Annotated in this window: 15 protein-coding genes and 1 pseudogene; 8 read left to right on the top strand and 8 right to left on the bottom strand. The window is 57.1% G+C overall.

Going from position 1 to position 18,492, the window contains the following annotated elements; translation table 11 throughout:
• Window positions 1-3: 3 nt before the first annotated feature.
• From algG to yaaA, 7 genes are all read right to left on the bottom strand, one after another.
• Window positions 4-1,638 (bottom strand): mannuronan 5-epimerase AlgG, encoded by a 1,635-nt coding sequence (gene algG, locus VGC62_RS01535; RefSeq protein WP_331185336.1) that lies wholly within the window; start codon window positions 1,636-1,638, stop codon window positions 4-6.
• Between the two features lie 27 nt (window positions 1,639-1,665).
• A complete protein-coding gene (locus VGC62_RS01530) occupies window positions 1,666-3,180 on the bottom strand; it encodes an alginate export family protein (protein WP_414705727.1) in 1,515 nt (504 codons plus the stop codon).
• Window positions 3,177-4,589, bottom strand: coding sequence for an alginate biosynthesis TPR repeat lipoprotein AlgK (algK, locus tag VGC62_RS01525; protein ID WP_331185335.1), 1,413 nt, complete (start codon window positions 4,587-4,589; stop codon window positions 3,177-3,179). Before algK ends, VGC62_RS01530 begins: the two co-directional genes overlap by 4 nt.
• Before the next feature lie 2 nt (window positions 4,590-4,591).
• On the bottom strand, window positions 4,592-5,764 hold the full coding sequence (locus tag VGC62_RS01520) for a PilZ domain-containing protein (protein ID WP_331185334.1): 1,173 nt from the start codon (window positions 5,762-5,764) through the stop codon (window positions 4,592-4,594).
• A 53-nt stretch (window positions 5,765-5,817) separates the two neighbouring features.
• Window positions 5,818-7,299, bottom strand: a complete 1,482-nt coding sequence (gene alg8, locus VGC62_RS01515) for a mannuronan synthase (RefSeq protein WP_331185333.1) — start codon at window positions 7,297-7,299, stop codon at window positions 5,818-5,820.
• Between the two features lie 157 nt (window positions 7,300-7,456).
• The gene (locus tag VGC62_RS01510) at window positions 7,457-8,773 is read right to left on the bottom strand and encodes a nucleotide sugar dehydrogenase (RefSeq protein ID WP_331185332.1); all 1,317 of its coding nucleotides are present in this window, start codon (window positions 8,771-8,773) and stop codon (window positions 7,457-7,459) included.
• Between the two features lie 796 nt (window positions 8,774-9,569).
• On the bottom strand, window positions 9,570-10,349 hold the full coding sequence (gene yaaA, locus VGC62_RS01505) for a peroxide stress protein YaaA (RefSeq protein WP_331185331.1): 780 nt from the start codon (window positions 10,347-10,349) through the stop codon (window positions 9,570-9,572).
• Between the two features lie 194 nt (window positions 10,350-10,543).
• Here yaaA and VGC62_RS01500 point away from each other — a divergent pair.
• The 8 genes and pseudogenes from VGC62_RS01500 to VGC62_RS01465 all read left to right on the top strand — a co-directional run.
• Window positions 10,544-11,701: pseudogene (locus VGC62_RS01500) on the top strand (polysaccharide deacetylase family protein); the annotation flags it as partial.
• Window positions 11,702-12,108: 407 nt separating this feature from the next.
• The gene (locus tag VGC62_RS01495) at window positions 12,109-13,503 is read left to right on the top strand and encodes a PhoH family protein (RefSeq protein WP_331185329.1); all 1,395 of its coding nucleotides are present in this window, start codon (window positions 12,109-12,111) and stop codon (window positions 13,501-13,503) included.
• Window positions 13,504-13,631: 128 nt separating this feature from the next.
• Complete coding sequence (gene moaC / locus VGC62_RS01490) at window positions 13,632-14,117, top strand: cyclic pyranopterin monophosphate synthase MoaC (protein WP_331185328.1); 486 nt, start codon at window positions 13,632-13,634, stop codon at window positions 14,115-14,117.
• Complete coding sequence (locus tag VGC62_RS01485) at window positions 14,114-14,359, top strand: MoaD/ThiS family protein (protein WP_331185327.1); 246 nt, start codon at window positions 14,114-14,116, stop codon at window positions 14,357-14,359. Before moaC ends, VGC62_RS01485 begins: the two co-directional genes overlap by 4 nt.
• Window positions 14,360-14,361: 2 nt before the next feature.
• Window positions 14,362-14,811 carry a molybdopterin synthase catalytic subunit MoaE gene (gene moaE / locus VGC62_RS01480; protein WP_331185326.1) on the top strand — a complete coding sequence of 150 codons (450 nt, stop codon included), beginning with the start codon at window positions 14,362-14,364 and terminating at the stop codon, window positions 14,809-14,811.
• 395 nt (window positions 14,812-15,206) lie between these two features.
• Entirely contained in the window at window positions 15,207-15,857 is a 651-nt protein-coding gene (locus tag VGC62_RS01475; RefSeq protein WP_331185371.1) for a CsgG/HfaB family protein, read from the top strand.
• 24 nt (window positions 15,858-15,881) lie between these two features.
• A complete protein-coding gene (locus tag VGC62_RS01470; protein ID WP_331185325.1) occupies window positions 15,882-16,250 on the top strand; it encodes a DUF4810 domain-containing protein in 369 nt (122 codons plus the stop codon).
• Entirely contained in the window at window positions 16,247-16,909 is a 663-nt protein-coding gene (locus tag VGC62_RS01465; protein WP_331185324.1) for a DUF799 domain-containing protein, read from the top strand. The genes VGC62_RS01470 and VGC62_RS01465 overlap by 4 nt, the downstream gene beginning before the upstream one ends.
• A gap of 84 nt (window positions 16,910-16,993) precedes the next feature.
• Here VGC62_RS01465 and rhlB read toward each other — a convergent pair whose 3' ends face one another.
• On the bottom strand, window positions 16,994-18,478 hold the full coding sequence (gene rhlB, locus VGC62_RS01460; protein ID WP_331185323.1) for an ATP-dependent RNA helicase RhlB: 1,485 nt from the start codon (window positions 18,476-18,478) through the stop codon (window positions 16,994-16,996).
• Window positions 18,479-18,492: the final 14 nt, after the last annotated feature.

The following is an 18,492-nucleotide window of genomic DNA, read 5'->3' as shown; positions in this document are numbered from 1 at the left end:
TCCTCAGTCCCGCAAGTCTGTCTGACGTTCGACCGGGTCGATCAATACGGCTTTTTGTTGGCGCACCAGCAGGTCGAGGATTTCGTCCTGGCGCTCGCCCAGTATCCCGTTGAAGGTGATGCCACTGGATTTGGTCGGGGCCATCATCGACACCTTGTACAGCTCGACGCTGAGCGGTGAATCAATGGACAAAGGTCCCGAGCCATTGGAGGCCAACTCACCGCCGACCATGATCAGCGACACTTCGGCGTCGAACGGGTCGAGTTTGATGTCGCGATCGGTGTCGCTCAGATCCTTGATGTGGCCATAAACACCCATCAGGCCATTGCCGATGGCGAGGTTCTCGTACAGTTTGATGTTGGTGCTGTTGCGAACCCGGATGCCGTGACGCTTGTTGGCGAACACTCGGTTGCCCCACAGCAGGTTGTCGCCGCTTTCATACAGCGTGATGCCGTCGGTGTGGTTGCGGTAAATCTGGTTGTAGGCAACCAGGTTGTTCACGCTGTTACGGTCGAGCACGACGCCGGACAAGTGGTTGTCGTAGCTTTTGTTGTTGATGATGAAGCTGTCGTTCACCTCCCTGGAGACGATGATGCCGTGCTTCTTTTTGGTCCCGAAAACCGTGTTCTCGGCGATGATCAGCCCGTGCGAACGGTCATGCGGGTCAATGCCGTAAATGATGTTGTCACGGTAGGTGCTGCCCTTGACCACGAAGTTGCGGGTCTCATAGCAGTAGAAGCCGTACCACAGATCAGAGAACTCGGAATTGACGATCCAGCCGGTCGGGTCGGGGCGCTTCATCACGGCTTTCATGTTTGGCGTGTATTGGGAAATACTCACCCCGTACGATTTGCTGTTGTTGTAGCCCAGGCTCGCCATTTTGGTATTGACGATGTAGGTCTGGGTCCCGCCCCAGGACAGCAGGAACGGACGAAACTCCTTGGGAGTCTTGTAGACAGAAGGGCCGTTGGCCTTCTCGCTCCAACCCGTCACTTTGGTGTCGGTGATGAACAGCATGTTGTCGTTGACGACGAACGCGCCAGCCTCTTGGGACAGGCGCAGTTCCTGAGTTTTTTTGTCGACCTCCAGGATGCCTTTTTTGCCGACCACAATCGGCAGGCGTGCGATGAACACGCCAGGCGATGTCTCGCTCAGGTACTGGTTAGGCACCTTTTTGGCGAGGTCGCGAAGGTTGATGTAGCCGTCGTCGATGAAAATCGCCTGTGGTATGCCGTGCTGACGCGCGACCCACTCGGCCATCTTGTTATCGCCGCCGATGAATTCCTTGAGCGAGTCTTCCTGCATCATGCGCTTGATCGAGACCTTGCCCGGCTTGCTGCGCACGATCTTCTTTTCCACCGCTTGTGCGGTATAGCCCGACAGGTCAGGCAGCTTGGGCTTGTCCATCATCAGCGGCCCGGTAGGCGGGCTGCTGATGGTGTAGGTTTTCGCCTGCTGCAACTCTTTGACCACACCTGGCTTGGCGGCGTCTTTGTTGACCGCAGCCACGGGGGCTGCCGGGACGCTGTTGGCCATGGACGCAGTGCTCGCCAGTAGCAAGGCGCTGCCCAGCACGGCGCATTCGAGCAAGGCATGGGGCCATGCCCTGCTACGCAATCTGCTTGCTTGACTGTTCATTTCATTGCACTCCTTTCGCGGCTTGCATCAGAAGCGCCAGATGACGTCGACGATGGCGCGGTGCATGTATTCATCCACACCGTTGTGATACGCATCGCCGGGCTTGAACACGCCTGCGCGCAGACGCACCAGCGCCGAAGGCTCATCGAACGACTGGCTGACCGAGGCGGGCAGCAGGCCTTGTTTGAAATACTTGGTGACGACAAGGTCCAATTCCTGACCCAGGTCCTTGCGGCCGTCTTCGAGTGGCAGCGAGTCAAACGTGCCGGTGCTGACGCCGTCTGCATCAACGTTATCGCGAGCCGGATTCACCCCGGAGCCACCGATACCTGTGTGGCCATCGACGCGACGGAATTTGTGGTAGATCAGCGACGCGTCGTATTCGTCGCGCAGTTGCCAGGAGGCGAACAGCGAGCCGGATTCAACGTTGGCCATTTCGCCCTGGAACGCCTCACCGAAGCGGTGTACCCGTGAGCGGGTGCCGGTCCAGTTCGAGCGGTTGCTTTCCAGGCCGTTCTGTTCGTAGTTCTTGCTGGCGCGTGAATAGGCGCCGCCGACTTGCCACATTGGATCGAGACGAAAGCGCAGGCCCAGATCGCTGGCCCAGCCGTTGACGTTGCTTTTGTCTTTGGCGCCGGCCAGGTACTGATCGGTGGTGGCGTCGTAGGCTGCGCCGATCCGATCACGGTCGCCGTTGAGCCAGGTCACGCTGCCCCAATAGTTGATCGGGTTGGTGTTGCGGTAGTTGTAGGCGTCGCTGTTGGCTTGCAGACCGAGCCAGGTCAGATCGCCGGTTGAGGTTTTGTCCAGATTATCCAGCGCCTCGCACTGATGTTTCAGGCTGCCGTCGTCATGGCTGTAATGCCCGCGAATACCGGCCCAGTGACCGGGGGCCCATTGGTAGCTGACATCGCCGTAAAGGTGTTGACGGTCCTTGTCTTGCGGGTCCAGTTCGGTGAGGTCGGTGCGGTATTCGCTCAAGCGCTGAGCGGCGCCGACTTCTGCCTTGAGCAACGTGGTGTCGAAGGTCCAGTCCAGCGCTTCGATGTTGACGTCGTGCCACTGGCCGTCGTCATTGCGCAGGCGCTGGCGACCGAACTTGAGGATTTCGCCAGGGTAGGGCGTGAAGCCGCTGTAGCCGACCCAGAATTCCCGCAGCGCGGCATAGCTGTCCGAGACCTTGCGGCTGTCGGCGGTGCCGCGAGCGCGCTGGCCGGTCTGGCCGGTTTGGTTGTTGGTGGTTTCCTGTTGCAGCGGGTCGGTTTGGATGGTGTCGGTGGCAGTCACCACCTGGCCCATTGCGTAACCGCTCCAGTTACCCCATTGGCCGTACATCCAGGGGCGCAGGTCCAGGCCGATACCGTTAACGTCACCACCGCCTCGAGTGCCCAGGTCGCGGTCGTCTTCCATCTGGCCGGTAAGTTTTGCTTCAAGGCCGAAGTTCTTGTCTTCGGTGAGCGCTGCCAGTGTCGGGGTTGCCCACACCAGGGAAAACCCCAGGCCCAGGCCTGCAGCCATCAGTGAATTTAACTTCAGCTTCATAGAGGTGCATCCTCGCCGTCTTGTTCTGGTTGCAGGGCTTGCATGGCTAAAGCGTTCTGAGCGCTGGCACCACGGACCTGCTGTTCTTGTTGGAGAAGGCGTTGTGCTGTCGCACGCTTCTCCGGCGGCAATTGATCATTGAGTTGCGCGGCAAGGTCTTTGGCCTCAGGCGTGTCCTGAACCAGCGCCAACTGGCCGAATACCCAAGCATTCACAGGGTCTGGCTTGATGCCTTTGCCTTGCGAGAACAACTGCGCAATGGCGAAATCGGCGCTGGCCTGCCCCCCGCGAGCGGCGGTCAGCAACTGATCTACGGCTTTCTGCGGATCAGGGTTGCCCAGGTAGCCACGGCGATAAAGCTGGCCCAGGTAGTAGTGCGCGGACAGTTGAGTGGCGGCAGCTTTTTGCAGATGTTCCTGCGCCTTGTGCGCATCGGGCAGCACCATTTTGCCTTCGTAATACAGACGCCCCAGCAGCAGTTCGGCGCGCGGTTGATCGGCTGCGCGACCGTTGTCCAGGTATTCCATCATCTTGTCGACGTCACCCAGTTCGGGGTAGTCGTATAGCAGTTGCGCCAGGCTCACCCATGAAGCGGGGTAGGTGGGTGCGACTTTTTCCAGCAACTGCTGGGAGGTTTTCTCGTCAGGCTTGCCCAGTGTTGCGTCGGACAACACCCGCGCCACGCTGTCCACGCGTTGTGCGGTGACCGAGCCCAGGGCATACCCTTTTTGCATCTGATCAAGCAGTGCTGCTTGCTTGTCGGCTTCGCCGCGCTTCTGGTAGACGGTCGCCAGCTCGACGTAGCAGATGTCGGTGGTGTTGAGCGCCTGTTTGCAGATGCTCTCGACGTCTGCCAGATGCTGGTCGTAGGTGCCTTGGGTGCGATAGAGCAGCACCTGGGCCAGACCGGCCTCCGGGTAGCCTTGAGCGCGCCATTGGCTGATTTTCTGTTGCGCGTTGACGTTCGGGAAACTGTGCGGGTATTGCAGGTAAAGCATGGCCAGTGGGATCAGCGTGCCTTGTTCGCCATTGGCGAATGCCTGTTTCAACAGACCTTCAGCCTCGTGCTGCTCGGCTTCGGTCGAGTTCGGCTTGACCGCCAGCAACTTGCCCAGACGCGATTGCGCACGCGGCGAGGTGGAGGCAGCGGCGCGGTAAGTGGCCTCGGCCTGTTTGATCAGCTCTGGATCGCGGGTGCCCACCTGGATGTCGGCCAGGCCGACCTGTGCATCGCTATAGCCCAGGTCCGCCAGTTGCCGATAGTTTTGCTCCGCGACCGCGGTGTCCCCGCGCTTGAGGGCTTCGTTGGCCAGGCGTTGATCGGGCAGACCGGCGCAGCCGCTGATCCCCATCGCAATCGCCAGGCTCAATAACGTAGGGGCTGACAAGCTTCGTAGTGGGCTAGCCATATTTAGAGACCTGCGGCCGTGGCTTTATCGATCAGCCAGTTCAACGAAGGGCCACGGTCGCTGACGACTTCTACAGGGCGGCCAGCAAGGCTGCTGCTGATGGATTCGTCCGGCTTGATCTGTACGCGAATGTCCGAAGACAGATCCACTGGATTGAGACTGGTCGCGCTGACGATCTGACCACCACGAGTGCCTCCTTCGCCGGCCACCTGGAAGTTGACGCGAGCACCCGGTTGCACATCGGCGAACTGGCGATAGGTGAAGCGGGCGTCGACATTGGCAGCGACATTGCGCGGCGTCAGTTGGAAGATCACCTGGCCCTTGTTGGCGTATTGACCGTTAGCCACCAGTTGTTTGCCGACCACGCAATCGCATGGGCTGGTCAGGGTGCCGGCCAGTTGGCGACCGAACAGCTCTTCAATCTTGGCCGGTTGCATTTCGTCCGGATCAAGATTGCCTTTGAGCATGTCCAGCATGCTGGTGGTGAACGAAGCCAGTGGCGCGCCTTTTGCGACGTTGCCGTCGGCGCCCACCAGGCTGGTGACAGTGCCTTCACGGGGCATGGTCACGTCGGTGGTCGGTACGCTGACCAGACCTGCCGTCGAGTGGCTGACGAAGTACATGCCGTAGACCGACTTGAAGACAAAACCAAATGCCGCCAGTCCGACAATGAAAATACCGACGCTGAAGGTCACGGCGCGCATACGACCGAAAGCGGACATGCCGCTGCCGCCGTCTTTCACTTTGCGGGCCTTGGTGAAGTTGTCGCGCTGCAAGGTCGCCAGTACTTCACCCATGCTCACGATATCGCCGCTTAAGTGCGAGGTGATCAGGTGGCGCAGGGTGGCGATGTCCTGGGCTTCCAGGTGCTGGAACTGGCAGCCGACACGGCCGGTAGCCGAGTCGAGCGAGCGGACCTGCAACTCAACGTCCATTGCCAACCCGAGGTTGTCGATCAGAAATTGCAGACGACCTTTAATCACTTCACCCACGGCAGGGCGCAGGTTTGCGGGGGCAACGTAGCTCAGCCCTCCGGCGGAAAGGTCTTCCAGGCGTACCAGCGGGGCGTTAGGCTGCCCGTTGAGCAAGCGCAGTTTGGCGGGAATCTTGATCCGAGCATGTTGGCGCTGGGCTTCGGACTCATGGACGACATTCACATTCACGGCTGTATTCATGGCGGTAATTCCTGATTAATCGAGTTGATCCATTCGTTCGGTCACAGACCCGGTCAGACCATCGTCAGCAGCACGGCGACGAAGATGCTGCCAGCCGAAAACGTCATGGTCCGAGACGACCAGGTATTGAACCAACCCTGGAAACTGGCCATGTCGCGGCTGAGTTTGGTGTCCTGGCGCGTCCAGGACTGGCGATCAAGGCGGAAGAAAACGTAGATTTTCATCAGCGCCCCGACGATCTGGTTGTAATAGAGAATCATCGGATAAGCCGGTCCGATGGCATGCCCGGAGCAAGACAGCAACAACGTGAGAATGAAGCGGGTGATACCGATCCACAGCAGATAAACCATCAGGAACGCGATGCCGTACTTGAAGCTGGCGATCATCGCGACGGTCAGGCCCAGAAGGGAGGTCCACATCGACACGCGCTGATCGAACAGCACAATGCTGGTGAACAGGCCGAGGCGGCGTACGCCAAGACCCAAGGCGCGAGAGTTCTGGCGCAGGTTGTTGCCATACCAGCGATACATCAGTTTGCGGCTGGCCTTGAGAAAGCTCTTCTCAGGCGGGTGTTCAACCGTATTGATCGCAGCGTCCGGCACATAGAATGTGTCGTAGCCCAGGCGCATCAGGCTGAACCAACTGGACTTGTCATCGCCGGTCAGGAACTTGAAGCGGCCCAGGCGCCAATGCTGCAGCGAGTCGCTTTCTACGTCGGCGATGAAATCAGGGTTGGTGACCACCGTGGCGCGAAACACCGACATACGGCCTGTCATGGTCAGCACGCGCTTGGACAGCGCCATTGAGCACATGTTGATGTGGCGTTGGGCGAAACGCAGTTTGTGCCACTCGCTCATGATGTAACCACCGCGCACTTCGCAGAACTCGTTGGTGGTCAGTCCACCGACATTCTCAAATAGCTGGAACCACGGCACGGTCTTGCGCACGACGCCTTCGCTGAGCACAGTGTCGCCATCAATCACTGCCACGACGGCACGGTCGTCCGGCAGGTGACGCGAGATGGCGCGGAAACCAAAGGCCAGGCCATCACGCTTGCCGGTGCCGGCGATGCGCACGAAATCCAATTTGATGTGTTCCGGCGGGTTGTACTTGGCCCACAGGGACTTGACCAATAGTTCGTCGGACATTTCCACCAACGAGCACACAACCGTGGTCGGGAAACCGCACTCGATGGCCTCACGAATCACCGAGCTGTACACCTGCGCAGTGGTCAATGCGTCGATGCGAAAGCTGGTGACCATGAGGAACACATGGGACGGGTCTGCCGAGTGGCCGAGCTTGCGTACTTTGCGACGCAGGTGCGGGTAAACCACGTACAGAAACAACATGCCCCGCACAAAGTGCGTTGCGCCCATCGAGTAACGCCAGATACCGACGATCCCGATCAGGAAAATAAAGTCTTTGGACTGCGAGTCGAACAGGCTTGCCGGCAAAGCCATCGCGATGGCGGCCAGCAAACTTAGATAAAACAGCCAACCTGCGGCCTGGAGCAAGCCGTGCTTGAGCCTTTGCATAGTGTGTATCCGCATCGTGAACAACTGAGGACCGTTAGAGCGAGGCCGGGCGGCGTTCCGCTTGCGCGAATGAAGCGCCGCGGTGTGTCAAAGAAGCCCGCGTCGCGAGCTTCGCGGGCAAGCGGAACGCCCGCCCGACCTTGCTCCTACAGGTGCTTTACCAGCAAATACCTTCGGTTTGACCATTCTCTTCGGTCGCGCTGGTCATGAAGCCGACCAGGTCGACGACGCGCTTGCCAGCGGGCGCTTGATTGGCCAAGGCACGGAAGCGCTCGTCGCGGTTGCCGAGGATGATCACGTCCGAGTTGTCGATCACCGCGTCGAAGTCCGAATTGAGCAGGGACGACACGTGAGGGATTTTCGACTCGATGTAATCTTTGTTGGCTCCGTGAACACGGGCGTATTCAACGTTGCTGTCGTAGATGCTCAGGTCGAAGCCTTTGCCGATCAGCATCTCTGCCAGTTCCACCAGTGGGCTTTCACGCAGGTCGTCGGTGCCCGCCTTGAAGCTCAGACCCAGCAGCGCAACTTTGCGACTGTCGTGGGCGGCGACGATATCGAACGCGTTTTGCACTTGGGACACGTTGCTGCGCATCAGCGAGTTGAGCAAAGGCGCATCGACATCCAGCGAACTGGCGCGGTAGGTCAGGGCTCGAACATCCTTCGGCAGGCAGGAGCCACCGAACGCGAAACCTGGGCGCATGTAGTACTGCGACAGGTTCAGGGTTTTGTCCTGGCAAACCACTTCCATCACTTCACGACCATCAACGCCGACAGCCTTGGCGATGTTGCCGATTTCGTTGGCGAAGGTGACCTTGGTCGCGTGCCAGACGTTGCAGGTGTACTTGATCATTTCCGCGACGGCGATGTCCTTGCGGATAATCGGTGCGTCGAGTTCTTCGTACAGCGATTGCAGAACGTCGCCGGACGCTTTGTCGAACTCGCCGATCACAGTCATCGGAGGATGATCGTAGTCTTTGATCGCGGTGCTTTCGCGCAGGAATTCAGGGTTTACGGCAACACCGAAATCGATACCGGCTTTTTTGCCGGAGCAGTCTTCGAGGATCGGGATGACCACGTTGGCGACAGTACCTGGCAGTACGGTGCTGCGCACGACGATGGTGTGGCGGGAGGTCTTTTCACGCAGGATGAAACCGATTTCGCGGCAGACCGACTCTATGAAATCAAGCTCCAGATCGCCATTTTTCTTGCTTGGCGTGCCGACGCAGATCATCGACAAGTCAGTGGCTCGAATGGCTTCGGAAAAGTCCGTGGTACCGCGCAGTTTGCCGGTCTTGATACCCTGTTCCAGAAGCTCGCCGAGTCCCGGTTCAACGATAGGCGACTTGCCCTGGTTGATCAGATCGATCTTGGCGCTGGAAATATCCACACCCACAACATCATGACCACGCGCAGAGAGGCAACCAGCGCATACTGCGCCGACATAGCCCAAACCAAAGATGCTGATATGCATCGTAATCTCCTCGATTTTTACGCCATTAGTTGGCCGGATATAAATACTGTCATCAACTTTTGCGCGCTCGCTTACACAACACATTAATGTTGCTAAGCAAGTGCAGGCAGAATTTAAAAGTGAGAGCCTCAGACGAAGGCTAACGCAAATGTTACAGAATGCGGATGTCGAGTAGCCCATAAATATATATATGGGTTCTCGATCTGAGATATGGCATAGCACCCTTCTCGTCAGCCCTGAACTGCCTGTCGAGCAACGGGCTGGTCAGCCTGTCTTGCCCGTTTGGTGACTCAGGCCCCGGTATGGTGCTTGCCTGATGTACTTCAACTAGTTTGGTGCGTCGTCTCCCTATACGTAGCACATTGACCGATAGGTCTAACTTCGCTGACAACTTCCAGATCCGTCACGACTTCATGTAAGAGATATCTTACGTCGAGGACGAGAATTGTTACGGAATGTAGGAGCGCCATATTTCTAGATAAGTTCCGGGCCGCTCGTCCTCTTTTTGAGATTTTTTGGAATATAGGTTAGATATAAGGTGGTTGCAATGTGATGGCACTTTCCGTGAAGCCCTTAGTTATAAGGGAGTTGGGAGGCAACTATGGAAAAGTGCCACTACTCCAAAAAATCAATGCGCCATCATTAAAATAAGGTGTTAAATTTTTGAGAATTCAAGGCGAGGTGAAAAGTCGACTTATTATTGGCGCCAATAACCCGTCAAAAAACGTCTTTGTGCGATGAAGTTAGTATGGAAATTAAATGCGCGACAGCAATGCGTCGCGCCATTTGAATGCTGTCACTCGATCGAATGGTCTCGAAGAAAGACAAATTTGTCGGGTTTGGACTGTTCCGAGTTGAAGCGATACCCCTGCTCATCGAACTGTTTTAGGTCATTGGGATGGCTGATCCGCTGTGAAATAACAAAACGACTCATCATGCCGCGCGCCTTTTTGGCGTAAAAACTGATGATTTTGTACTGGCCGTTCTTCAGGTCGCGGAACTCGGTGTCGATTACGCGAGCGTTCAAGGCAGAACGTTTGATGGCCGAAAAGTACTCATTGGAGGCCAGGTTAAGCAGCACATCATCACCTTGTTCGGCCAATGCTTCATTGAGCCACTCGCTGATGCGTGTGCCCCAGAAAGCGTACAGATCCTTGCCGCGACTGTTGGCTAGCCGAGTGCCCATTTCCAGGCGATAAGGCTGCATCAGGTCCAACGGACGCAGCAGGCCATATAAGCCGGAAAGCATGCGCAGGTGTATTTGCGCGTAGTCAAGATCCGCCTCGCTTAGGGTTTCAGCCTGCAAGCCGGTGTACACGTCGCCTTTAAAGGCCAGCAATGCCTGCTTGGCGTTTTCAGGCGTGAAGGCCGGATTCCAACTGCCAAAGCGTGCAGCATTGAGGCCCGACAGCTTGTCTGACAGGTGCATCAATTGGCCGATTTGCGCTGGCGTCAGTTCCCGAAGCTGGGTAATGAGCTCCTGGGAGTGATCCAGATACTGCGGCTGCGTGAAACGGTGGGTGGTTGGCGGGGTTTCAAAATCGAGGGTTTTCGCTGGGGAAATCACCATCAGCATGCGGTCGTCTCCTTTAATCGTGGGGCGATTCTAGAGGTTGTGTGCCGGATTTTGTAGGCTCGAATTTATTCGCGAGACGGCCTGACTGACACACCGCCTAGAACCTCGCCAACAAGTTGGCCCTTTCGGATCTGTTGCCCTTATAGTGCGACGCTTGTTTCAGAGATCGATGATTGGGCTGGGGAGTCTTTGTTTTGCGCATAGCTTTGTTGATTGCAGCCTGCCTGCTTGGGCTCAATGTCCACGCCGCGCCTGTGGATGTCGCGACTCTCGACCGCAGCGTATGGCCTGAAGCGCTGATCACGCCGCAATTGTTCGATGTGGCCTCACGCGCCGAGATTCTCGGTTTTGCGCATCAGTTGCTGGAAAGCGAAAACCTTGAGCAAGGGCAACTCAGTGCTCGTCTTGGGCTGCGGCAGATCAATCTGGCCTCGGTGAATGTCATCCGCAATCGCTTGTGGGCGCGTCTTTTCGACAATTATCAGTTCGCTCAACAAAGCTGTGATCAGGATGCCTCGTTCTGCGTATTGGTGGACGACCTGCCCATGCTGCGTCAACGGGCGGCAGAGTTTCAGGTGGCGGACGACTCCTTTTACGCCAAGTGGGCCGCGCCTAGTGCTGCGTTCAATCAGCGTTACCTGAATGAGCTGTTGCACATGGCGGCCTTGTTTCCGGGCACCAGCAGTGAAATCGAACGCTACAACTCCGATGAGCTGAGCGGTGAAGAGATGCCTGATCGCACGTTCCTGCTCAATTTCGACAGCGGTCCGACCGTGGCTGATGGCGCCACCGATTGGCTGGCCGATTTCATGCGTCAGCAGAAGATCAACGCCACTTTTTATGTGCTTGGGAAATCGCTACAGGCGCGTCTGGATGCCAGTTCGCCTGTCGCTTTGCAGGCACTTTATAAACAACAGTGTGTGGGCGTGCAGGGCTGGGAGTATCGGTCTCATGCGCATTGGGTCGACTGGCAGGATTCCATCACGCGCAGCGTTGCCCTCGTTCGGCAGGTAGTGCCAGACAATGCCGTCCCGTTGTTCCGCCCGCCTTATGGTCATCGGCGCAACGACAGTGCCGAGTTTTTCCGTAGTCAGCAGTTGCGAGTGGCGCTCTGGAACATTGATTCCCAAGACAAGAGTGGCCAGTTGGATGCCGAACAAACCTCGCAGCGTGTGTTAACGCTGATGCTGCTCTGGCGCAAGGGCAACGTGGTTTTTCACGACACCCAAAGTATCGCGCAGCAAGCGGTGCCATGGCTGATGGCGAACACCGCGCAGTCCGGCGTGATCTGGGATGACTGTCATATTTATCCGCAGGAGCTGTCGGACGAATCCAGTTCTTCGTCGTCGGAAAACGACGAGGCGGATGAACAGGCACAGGAGTCGACAGAGGATACGTCAGAACAGGCTGAGAAGCCCGCAGAGCAAGGGGAGTAGAGCGAAATGGAGGCGTACGACAGGCGGATTTTCCGAGGAATTATCCCCGACCGGACTTCCGACTGTAAACGTGTGTGCCTCGTCCGCCAAGGGCTATTCGTCACGCTGTGAAATAAACTTCAAAAACCAGAAAAACACTTTTTTATGTCATCGGTTTTGCGGTATTACGACAACAGACCGCCGAACCCTGCAACACAGGTGGCGTCACCCAGACCCCACTTTGCGCATTTTTCTTCTGCCTCAAGGAGAAAGCCTCGGCGGCCTTTTCGTAGCGCAGCATCGTCGTGTACTGCGTTATCTGGCTTCTACAAAGGTGAGCGAGTATGGATGACCACGGACGCACCCCTTCCTCTAACCAGCCAATCCTCTATGTGCTCGATACCAACGTATTGATTCATGATCCAAATGCCCTGCTGAATTTCGAAGAACACCACGTCGCGATCCCCATGACGGTCCTGGAAGAACTGGACAAGCTCAAGGCCGGCAAACACTCGGTCGCTGCCGAATGCCGTCAGGCCATTCGGTTGATCGACAAGACACTCGGTGAAGCGACCCCGGAGGAGGTCGAACAAGGCGTACCGATAGACAGAGGCACCGGTATTTTCAAGGGTTATCTGTCGATCCTGATGAGCAAGCGTGAAGAGCCCAATAGCCTGCTACCCGAGCATCTGAACGACAACATCATCATCAACCAATTGATTGACCTGCACGCTCGTAAAACGGACTTGCGTATTGTGCTGGTCACCAAAGATATCAACATGCGCCTCAAGGCCCGTGCCTGCGGGATTGCGGCCGAGGACTACAGCACCGACCAATTGGTGGACGACGTTTCGCTGTTGTCCCGTGGTTATCAGAACATGACTGGCTCGTTCTGGGACCGCGTGAGCAAGGTCGAAACCCGTCAAGAGCGCGGCCGGACCTGGCATCGCGTGCAACTGACCGAAAGTTTGCCCCCCATGCACATGAACGAATTCATCATCGATGAACAAGGATTTGTCGGCTGGGTGAAAGGTATCAAGGCGGACGAGCTGTTGATTCTGGACATGCATCAGGAGCCGCTGTTGCATCAGGAGGCCTGGGGGCTCAAACCGCGGGATATTTATCAGGGGTTGGCGCTGTTCGCGTTGCTCGATCCGGATATCCACCTGGTCAACCTGTCCGGCGCTGCGGGTTCCGGTAAAACCATTCTGGCCCTGGCAGCTGCGATTGAGCAGACGATGGTCACCAAGCGTTATCGCCGCATCATTGCCACGCGCAGTGTGCAAGGGCTCGACCAAGAGATTGGTTTTTTGCCCGGTACAGAAGCGGAAAAAATGGAACCGTGGCTGGGCGCCATCACCGACAACCTGGAAGCGCTACACATGGATGACGAGAACACCCATGGCAGCGTCGATTACATCCTCAGCAAAGTGCCGTTACAGTTCAAATCCCTCAACTACATTCGAGGCCGCAGTTTCCAGCAAAGCCTGATCCTGATCGACGAATGCCAGAACCTCACCCCACACCAGATGAAGACCATCATTACGCGTGCGGGCGCTGGCTCCAAAGTGGTCTGCCTGGGGAACCTGGCACAGATCGATACCCCTTACCTGTCGGCCACCAGTTCTGGCCTGACCTACTTGACGGAGCGCTTCAAGGATTTCCCCAATGGCGTACACATCACCCTGCAAGGGGTGCCACGTTCGATTCTGGCGGAGTACGCGGAGAGCCATTTGTAAGCTAAGCCACATGCATCACCGTGGTGGCAGGTCCACTGCGGTGATGATCAACAACGCATAACCCCTGAGGGACATACAGCTTCTTTTGATCCGCGTTACAATCGCCGCTCCTGTCCTGGAGTACTGCTGTGCTGACTCACCTCGATTCCCAAGGTCGCGCCAATATGGTCGACGTCACCGAAAAAGCCGTGACGTCCCGTGAGGCCGTGGCGCAAGCACGCGTGCGCATGCTTCCTGCAACCCTGCAAATGATTGTTTCCGGCGGCCACCCGAAAGGTGATGTTTTTGCCGTCGCGCGCATTGCCGGTATTCAGGCCGCGAAGAAAACCAGTGACCTCATTCCGTTGTGCCATCCGCTGATGCTGACCAGCGTCAAGGTCGAACTCAGCGCAGAGGGCGAAGACGCCGTCCATATCATCGCTCGCTGCAAACTGTCCGGGCAGACAGGCGTGGAGATGGAAGCGCTGACCGCAGCCAGCGTCGCTGCGCTGACGATCTATGACATGTGCAAGGCGGTTGATCGTGGCATGGTCATCGAGAGCGTTCGTCTGTTGGAGAAGCTGGGCGGCAAAAGTGGTCACTTCATCGCTGACGAGCCGGTGGAGGTTAAATGAGCATTCAGGTGCAGTTTTTCGCCCGTTATCGGGAAACCCTCGGTATTGATGGCGAATGTCTGGAGGGGACGTTCTCCACCGTCAAGGCCGTGCGCGAGCATTTGCTTGGGCGCGGCGGAGCCTTTGAAGTGCTCGCTGAACAAAACATCATGTGCGCCCGCAATCAGGAGCTCTGCTCGTTGGATGAGCCCGTTGAGCCGGGCGATGAGGTGGCGTTCTTTCCGACCGTCACCGGAGGCTGAACATGGGCGTTCGAGTTCAGGCAACGGCTTTCGATCCGGGGGTTGAGGTCAACGCCATGCATGCCGCCAATGTCGGCGTCGGTGCTGTGGTGAGCTTCGTGGGTTATGTGCGGGACTTCAATGACGGTCGAGACGTGGCGGGGATGTTCCTTGAGCATTATCCGGGCATGACCGAAAAAGCCTTGGGCAAGATCATCGAACACGCGCAGCAACGCTGGCCGTTGCTCAAGCTTGAGGTCGTGCATCGGGTCGGCGCGCTGGAGCCTGGCGAGCCTATCGTGTTTGTCGGTGTCGCCAGCGCCCATCGCCAAGCCGCGTTCGAGGCTTGCGACTTCGTCATGGATTACCTGAAAACCCGCGCGCCGTTCTGGAAGAAGGAAAACACCCCAGAAGGCCCGCGCTGGGTGCAAGGGCGTGACAGCGATCAGGCGGCGGCCAGGCGTTGGGAGTGAGCCCGAGCACATCACTCGTTGAAGTCGACACTCTGCGCAAACAGGATCTTCCGAAAATAATTTCAACATGATATTTCTCAGGGAGTGAGCTTTTCCTGGGGCAACACAGCAATCGACGAGGCCGCCAGGTTGGCTTTGCTGGCGTACTTCTGATCGAACGACCCTAAAACCAAACCCTTTCATACGCTGCGGTTGCCGTGGCGCGAACCTTATTGATCAAAAAAATTTCGCCCCACCCCTATTGATGACGTGTACTCGGCAGATATAGCAATAGGCCATTAACTGTCCCGTGGGTTCGCGTGATAACTTGCGAGCCCTTTAACAGGCAACGTTTCAACATTTGAAAGTTATGGAGAGTGGGTGTGAAAAGACTGCAGCAGGTTTGGGTATCAGGGATGACCGCAGTGACACTGGCGCTGGTCGGTGGCTGTGCAACGGAGAGCTCCAGAGTCCTGCCGGTGGAGAAAGTCGAAAGCGCGACCTATGCCTACGCTGGCATTCGTACCCCCATCGCCGTAGGTAAGTTCGATAACCGCTCAAGCTACATGCGCGGGATTTTCTCCGATGGAGTTGATCGCCTCGGTGGCCAGGCCAAGACCATCTTGATTACTCACATGCAGCAAACCAATCGCTTCAGCGTATTGGACCGCGACAATATGGCTGAAATACAGCAAGAAGCGACGATCAAGGCGCAGGCCCAGCATCTCAAGGGCGCGGACTACGTGGTGACGGGTGATGTCACAGAGTTTGGCCGCAAAGAAGTCGGTGACCACCAGTTGTTCGGCCTGTTAGGGCGCGGCAAGACCCAGGTGGCGTACGCCAAGGTGGCGCTGAACATTGTCAACATCAGCACCTCCGAGGTGGTCTTTTCCAGTCAGGGCGCAGGCGAGTATCAGTTGTCGAACCGCGAGGTCATTGGCTTTGGGGGCACCGCCAGCTATGACTCAACGCTCAATGGCAAGGTACTCGACCTGGCGATGCGTGAAGCCGTCAATAACATGGTTCGTGCCATGGACAGCGGTGCATGGAAGCCAACTGCCAACTAATCGTTAAATGGAGTTTTGATTGTTATGGCTACGAAAACTGTTTCGTTGCGTGTAGTCGCAATGGTGGTAGCAGGCGCATGGTTGGCAGGTTGTGTACAGCAGCCGAAAACGCTGTATCAGTGGGGCAGCTATCAAACGCAGGTTTATGAGTACTTCAAGGGTGAATCCAAGGAAGCTCAGGTGGCTGGACTGGAAGAGGATTTGCAGAAAATCCGTTCTACCAACAGCAATCCGCCGCCCGGCTACCACGCTCAGTTAGGCATGCTGTACGGCAGTCTGGGGAAGGACGACCAGATGGTGCAGCAGTTTCGCACTGAAAAGGCACTGTTCCCCGAATCCGCGACATACATGGACTTTCTGCTCAAAAACACCCAGACAGGAGTCATCAAATGAGTGTGTGTATTGTTAAATGGGCAACTGGCCTGTTCGCGGTGGCCTTGCTTGCCGGTTGTGCGACGCCTAAAACAACAGTCGACTACTCCGCCTTCAAAGAGAGTAAGCCACGTTCGATCCTCGTGTTGCCTCCGGTGAACGAATCGCCAGACGTCAAGGCCACTTACAGTCTGTTGTCGCAGGTTACGTTCCCATTGGCGGAGGCCGGCTACTACGTATTACCCGTGGCGCTGGTGGATGAGACCTTCCGCAACAACGGGCTCACGGATGCGAATGACATCCAGGCGACTTCACCGGCCAAGTTGCGCGATATCTTTGGCGCCGATGCGGCGATGTACGTCACCGTGAAGCAGTACGGCACCAGCTACATCGTCATCAGCAGCCAGACCATTGTGACGGTCACAGCCAAACTGGTTGATCTGCGCACCGGCACCGCCTTGTGGACCGGTGCAGCGACAGCGTCGAGTGATGAGGGCGGTAACAACAGTGGTGGTGGCCTGGTCGGCATGCTGATCACCGCCGCAGTGAAACAGATCATCAACAGTGCGACGGATGCGAGCCACCCGATTGCCGGAGTCGCCAGTCAGCGTCTGCTGTCGGCGGGACGTCCTGCGGGGCTGTTGTATGGTCCACGATCACCGAAGTACGGCACCGACTGACCCCACCTGTGCCAAAAAAAGGATGTCCATGTGAGTGGCCATCCTTTTTGATTCAACGGTCTTTATTCAGTGACAACGTGTGTGTCACTCAGCCGCAGGCGCAACCTGTTCTGGCTTGTTGCGCACCACGGGCCGCAATAGATGGGTCGGTGGGGTCTCGCAACTGATCTTGCGTCCGAGCTTTTCTTCAATCGCCGGCAACTGATACGAGTCATCTTCCCCGGCAAAGCTGATCGACACGCCGTCAGCGCCCGCGCGACCTGTACGGCCGATACGGTGTACGTAGTCGTCCGGCACTTCCGGCAGGGTGAAGTTGATCACATGGCTGATGCCGTCGATGTGAATCCCACGCCCGGCGACGTCAGTGGCCACCAAGACTCGAATCTTGCCTTCGCGGAAGCCTTCCAGGGTCTTGATCCGTTTGTGCTGCGGGACATCGCCCGATAGCTGAGCGGCGTTGACGCCATCGCGCACCAGGCGCTCTTCGATGCGCCGCACTTCGTCCTTGCGGTTGGCGAACACCATTACCCGCTCCCAACCGTTGTCGGTCACCAGGTTGTACAGCAGCTTGTATTTGTCGGCGGCGGCAACGGCGTAGATATGCTGTTCGACGTTATCGCTGGCGACGTTTTGCGATTCGATTTCAACGATGGAAGGATCGGTCGTCCACTGCTTGGCCAGGTTCATCACGTCTTCGGTGAAGGTCGCCGAGAACAGCAAGGTTTGGCGCTCGCCCTTGTGCGGGGTCTGGCGAATGATCGAACGCACTTGCGGGATGAAGCCCATGTCGAGCATACGGTCGGCCTCGTCGAGGACCATCACCTCAACCATGTCCAGATGCACTTCACCGCGCTGGTTGAAGTCCAGCAAGCGGCCCGGTGTCGCCACCAGAATGTCGCAATGACGCGCTTCAAGCTGCTTGAGCTGTTTGTCGAAATCCATACCACCGACAAACGTCATGACGTTTAGGCCGGTGTACTTGGTCAGTAACTCGGCGTCTTTGGCGATCTGCACCACCAGCTCACGGGTTGGCGCGATGATCAGCGCACGGGGTTCGCCCATGTAGCGTTCTTTGGGTGGTGGCGTTTGCAGCAACTGGGTGATGATGGATATCAGGAACGCGGCAGTCTTGCCGGTTCCGGTCTGGGCGCGACCGATGGCATCTTTACCCTTGAGCGTGAAACCCAGAACGCCTGCCTGGATCGGCGTGCAATAAGGGAACCCCAGGTCATGAATGGCGTGCATCAGTTCCGGGGACAAATCGAAATCGTGAAAACGGGTTTTGCCTTCTTGCGGTTCGACCACGAAGTCTTCGAGTTTCCAAGGAATAACTGGCGGCTTCGGTGCGCGTTCTTGACGTGGACGTTCAGCCTTTACCTGTTGTGAGGCAGTGGCCTTATGAACGGTCTGTTGAGTCTCGATTGCCGAGGCGACAGGCCCTGCACTGCGTTCCCGCTGTGCGCCTTCGTTTGGGCTTTGGACTGCGGGGAGGGGAGCGACTGGGCTTGGCGCGAGCTGCTCAGCCTCGCTTTTTCCGAACATTTTTTTGAGTGCTTTGAGCACGGTCATCTCGTCAATTGATT

It is taken from the genome of Pseudomonas sp., from assembly GCF_036404235.1.
GTDB lineage: Bacteria > Pseudomonadota > Gammaproteobacteria > Pseudomonadales > Pseudomonadaceae > Aquipseudomonas.
The sequence above is the reverse complement of the archived record's forward strand: the minus strand, read 5'-3'. Positions and strand labels throughout refer to the sequence as shown.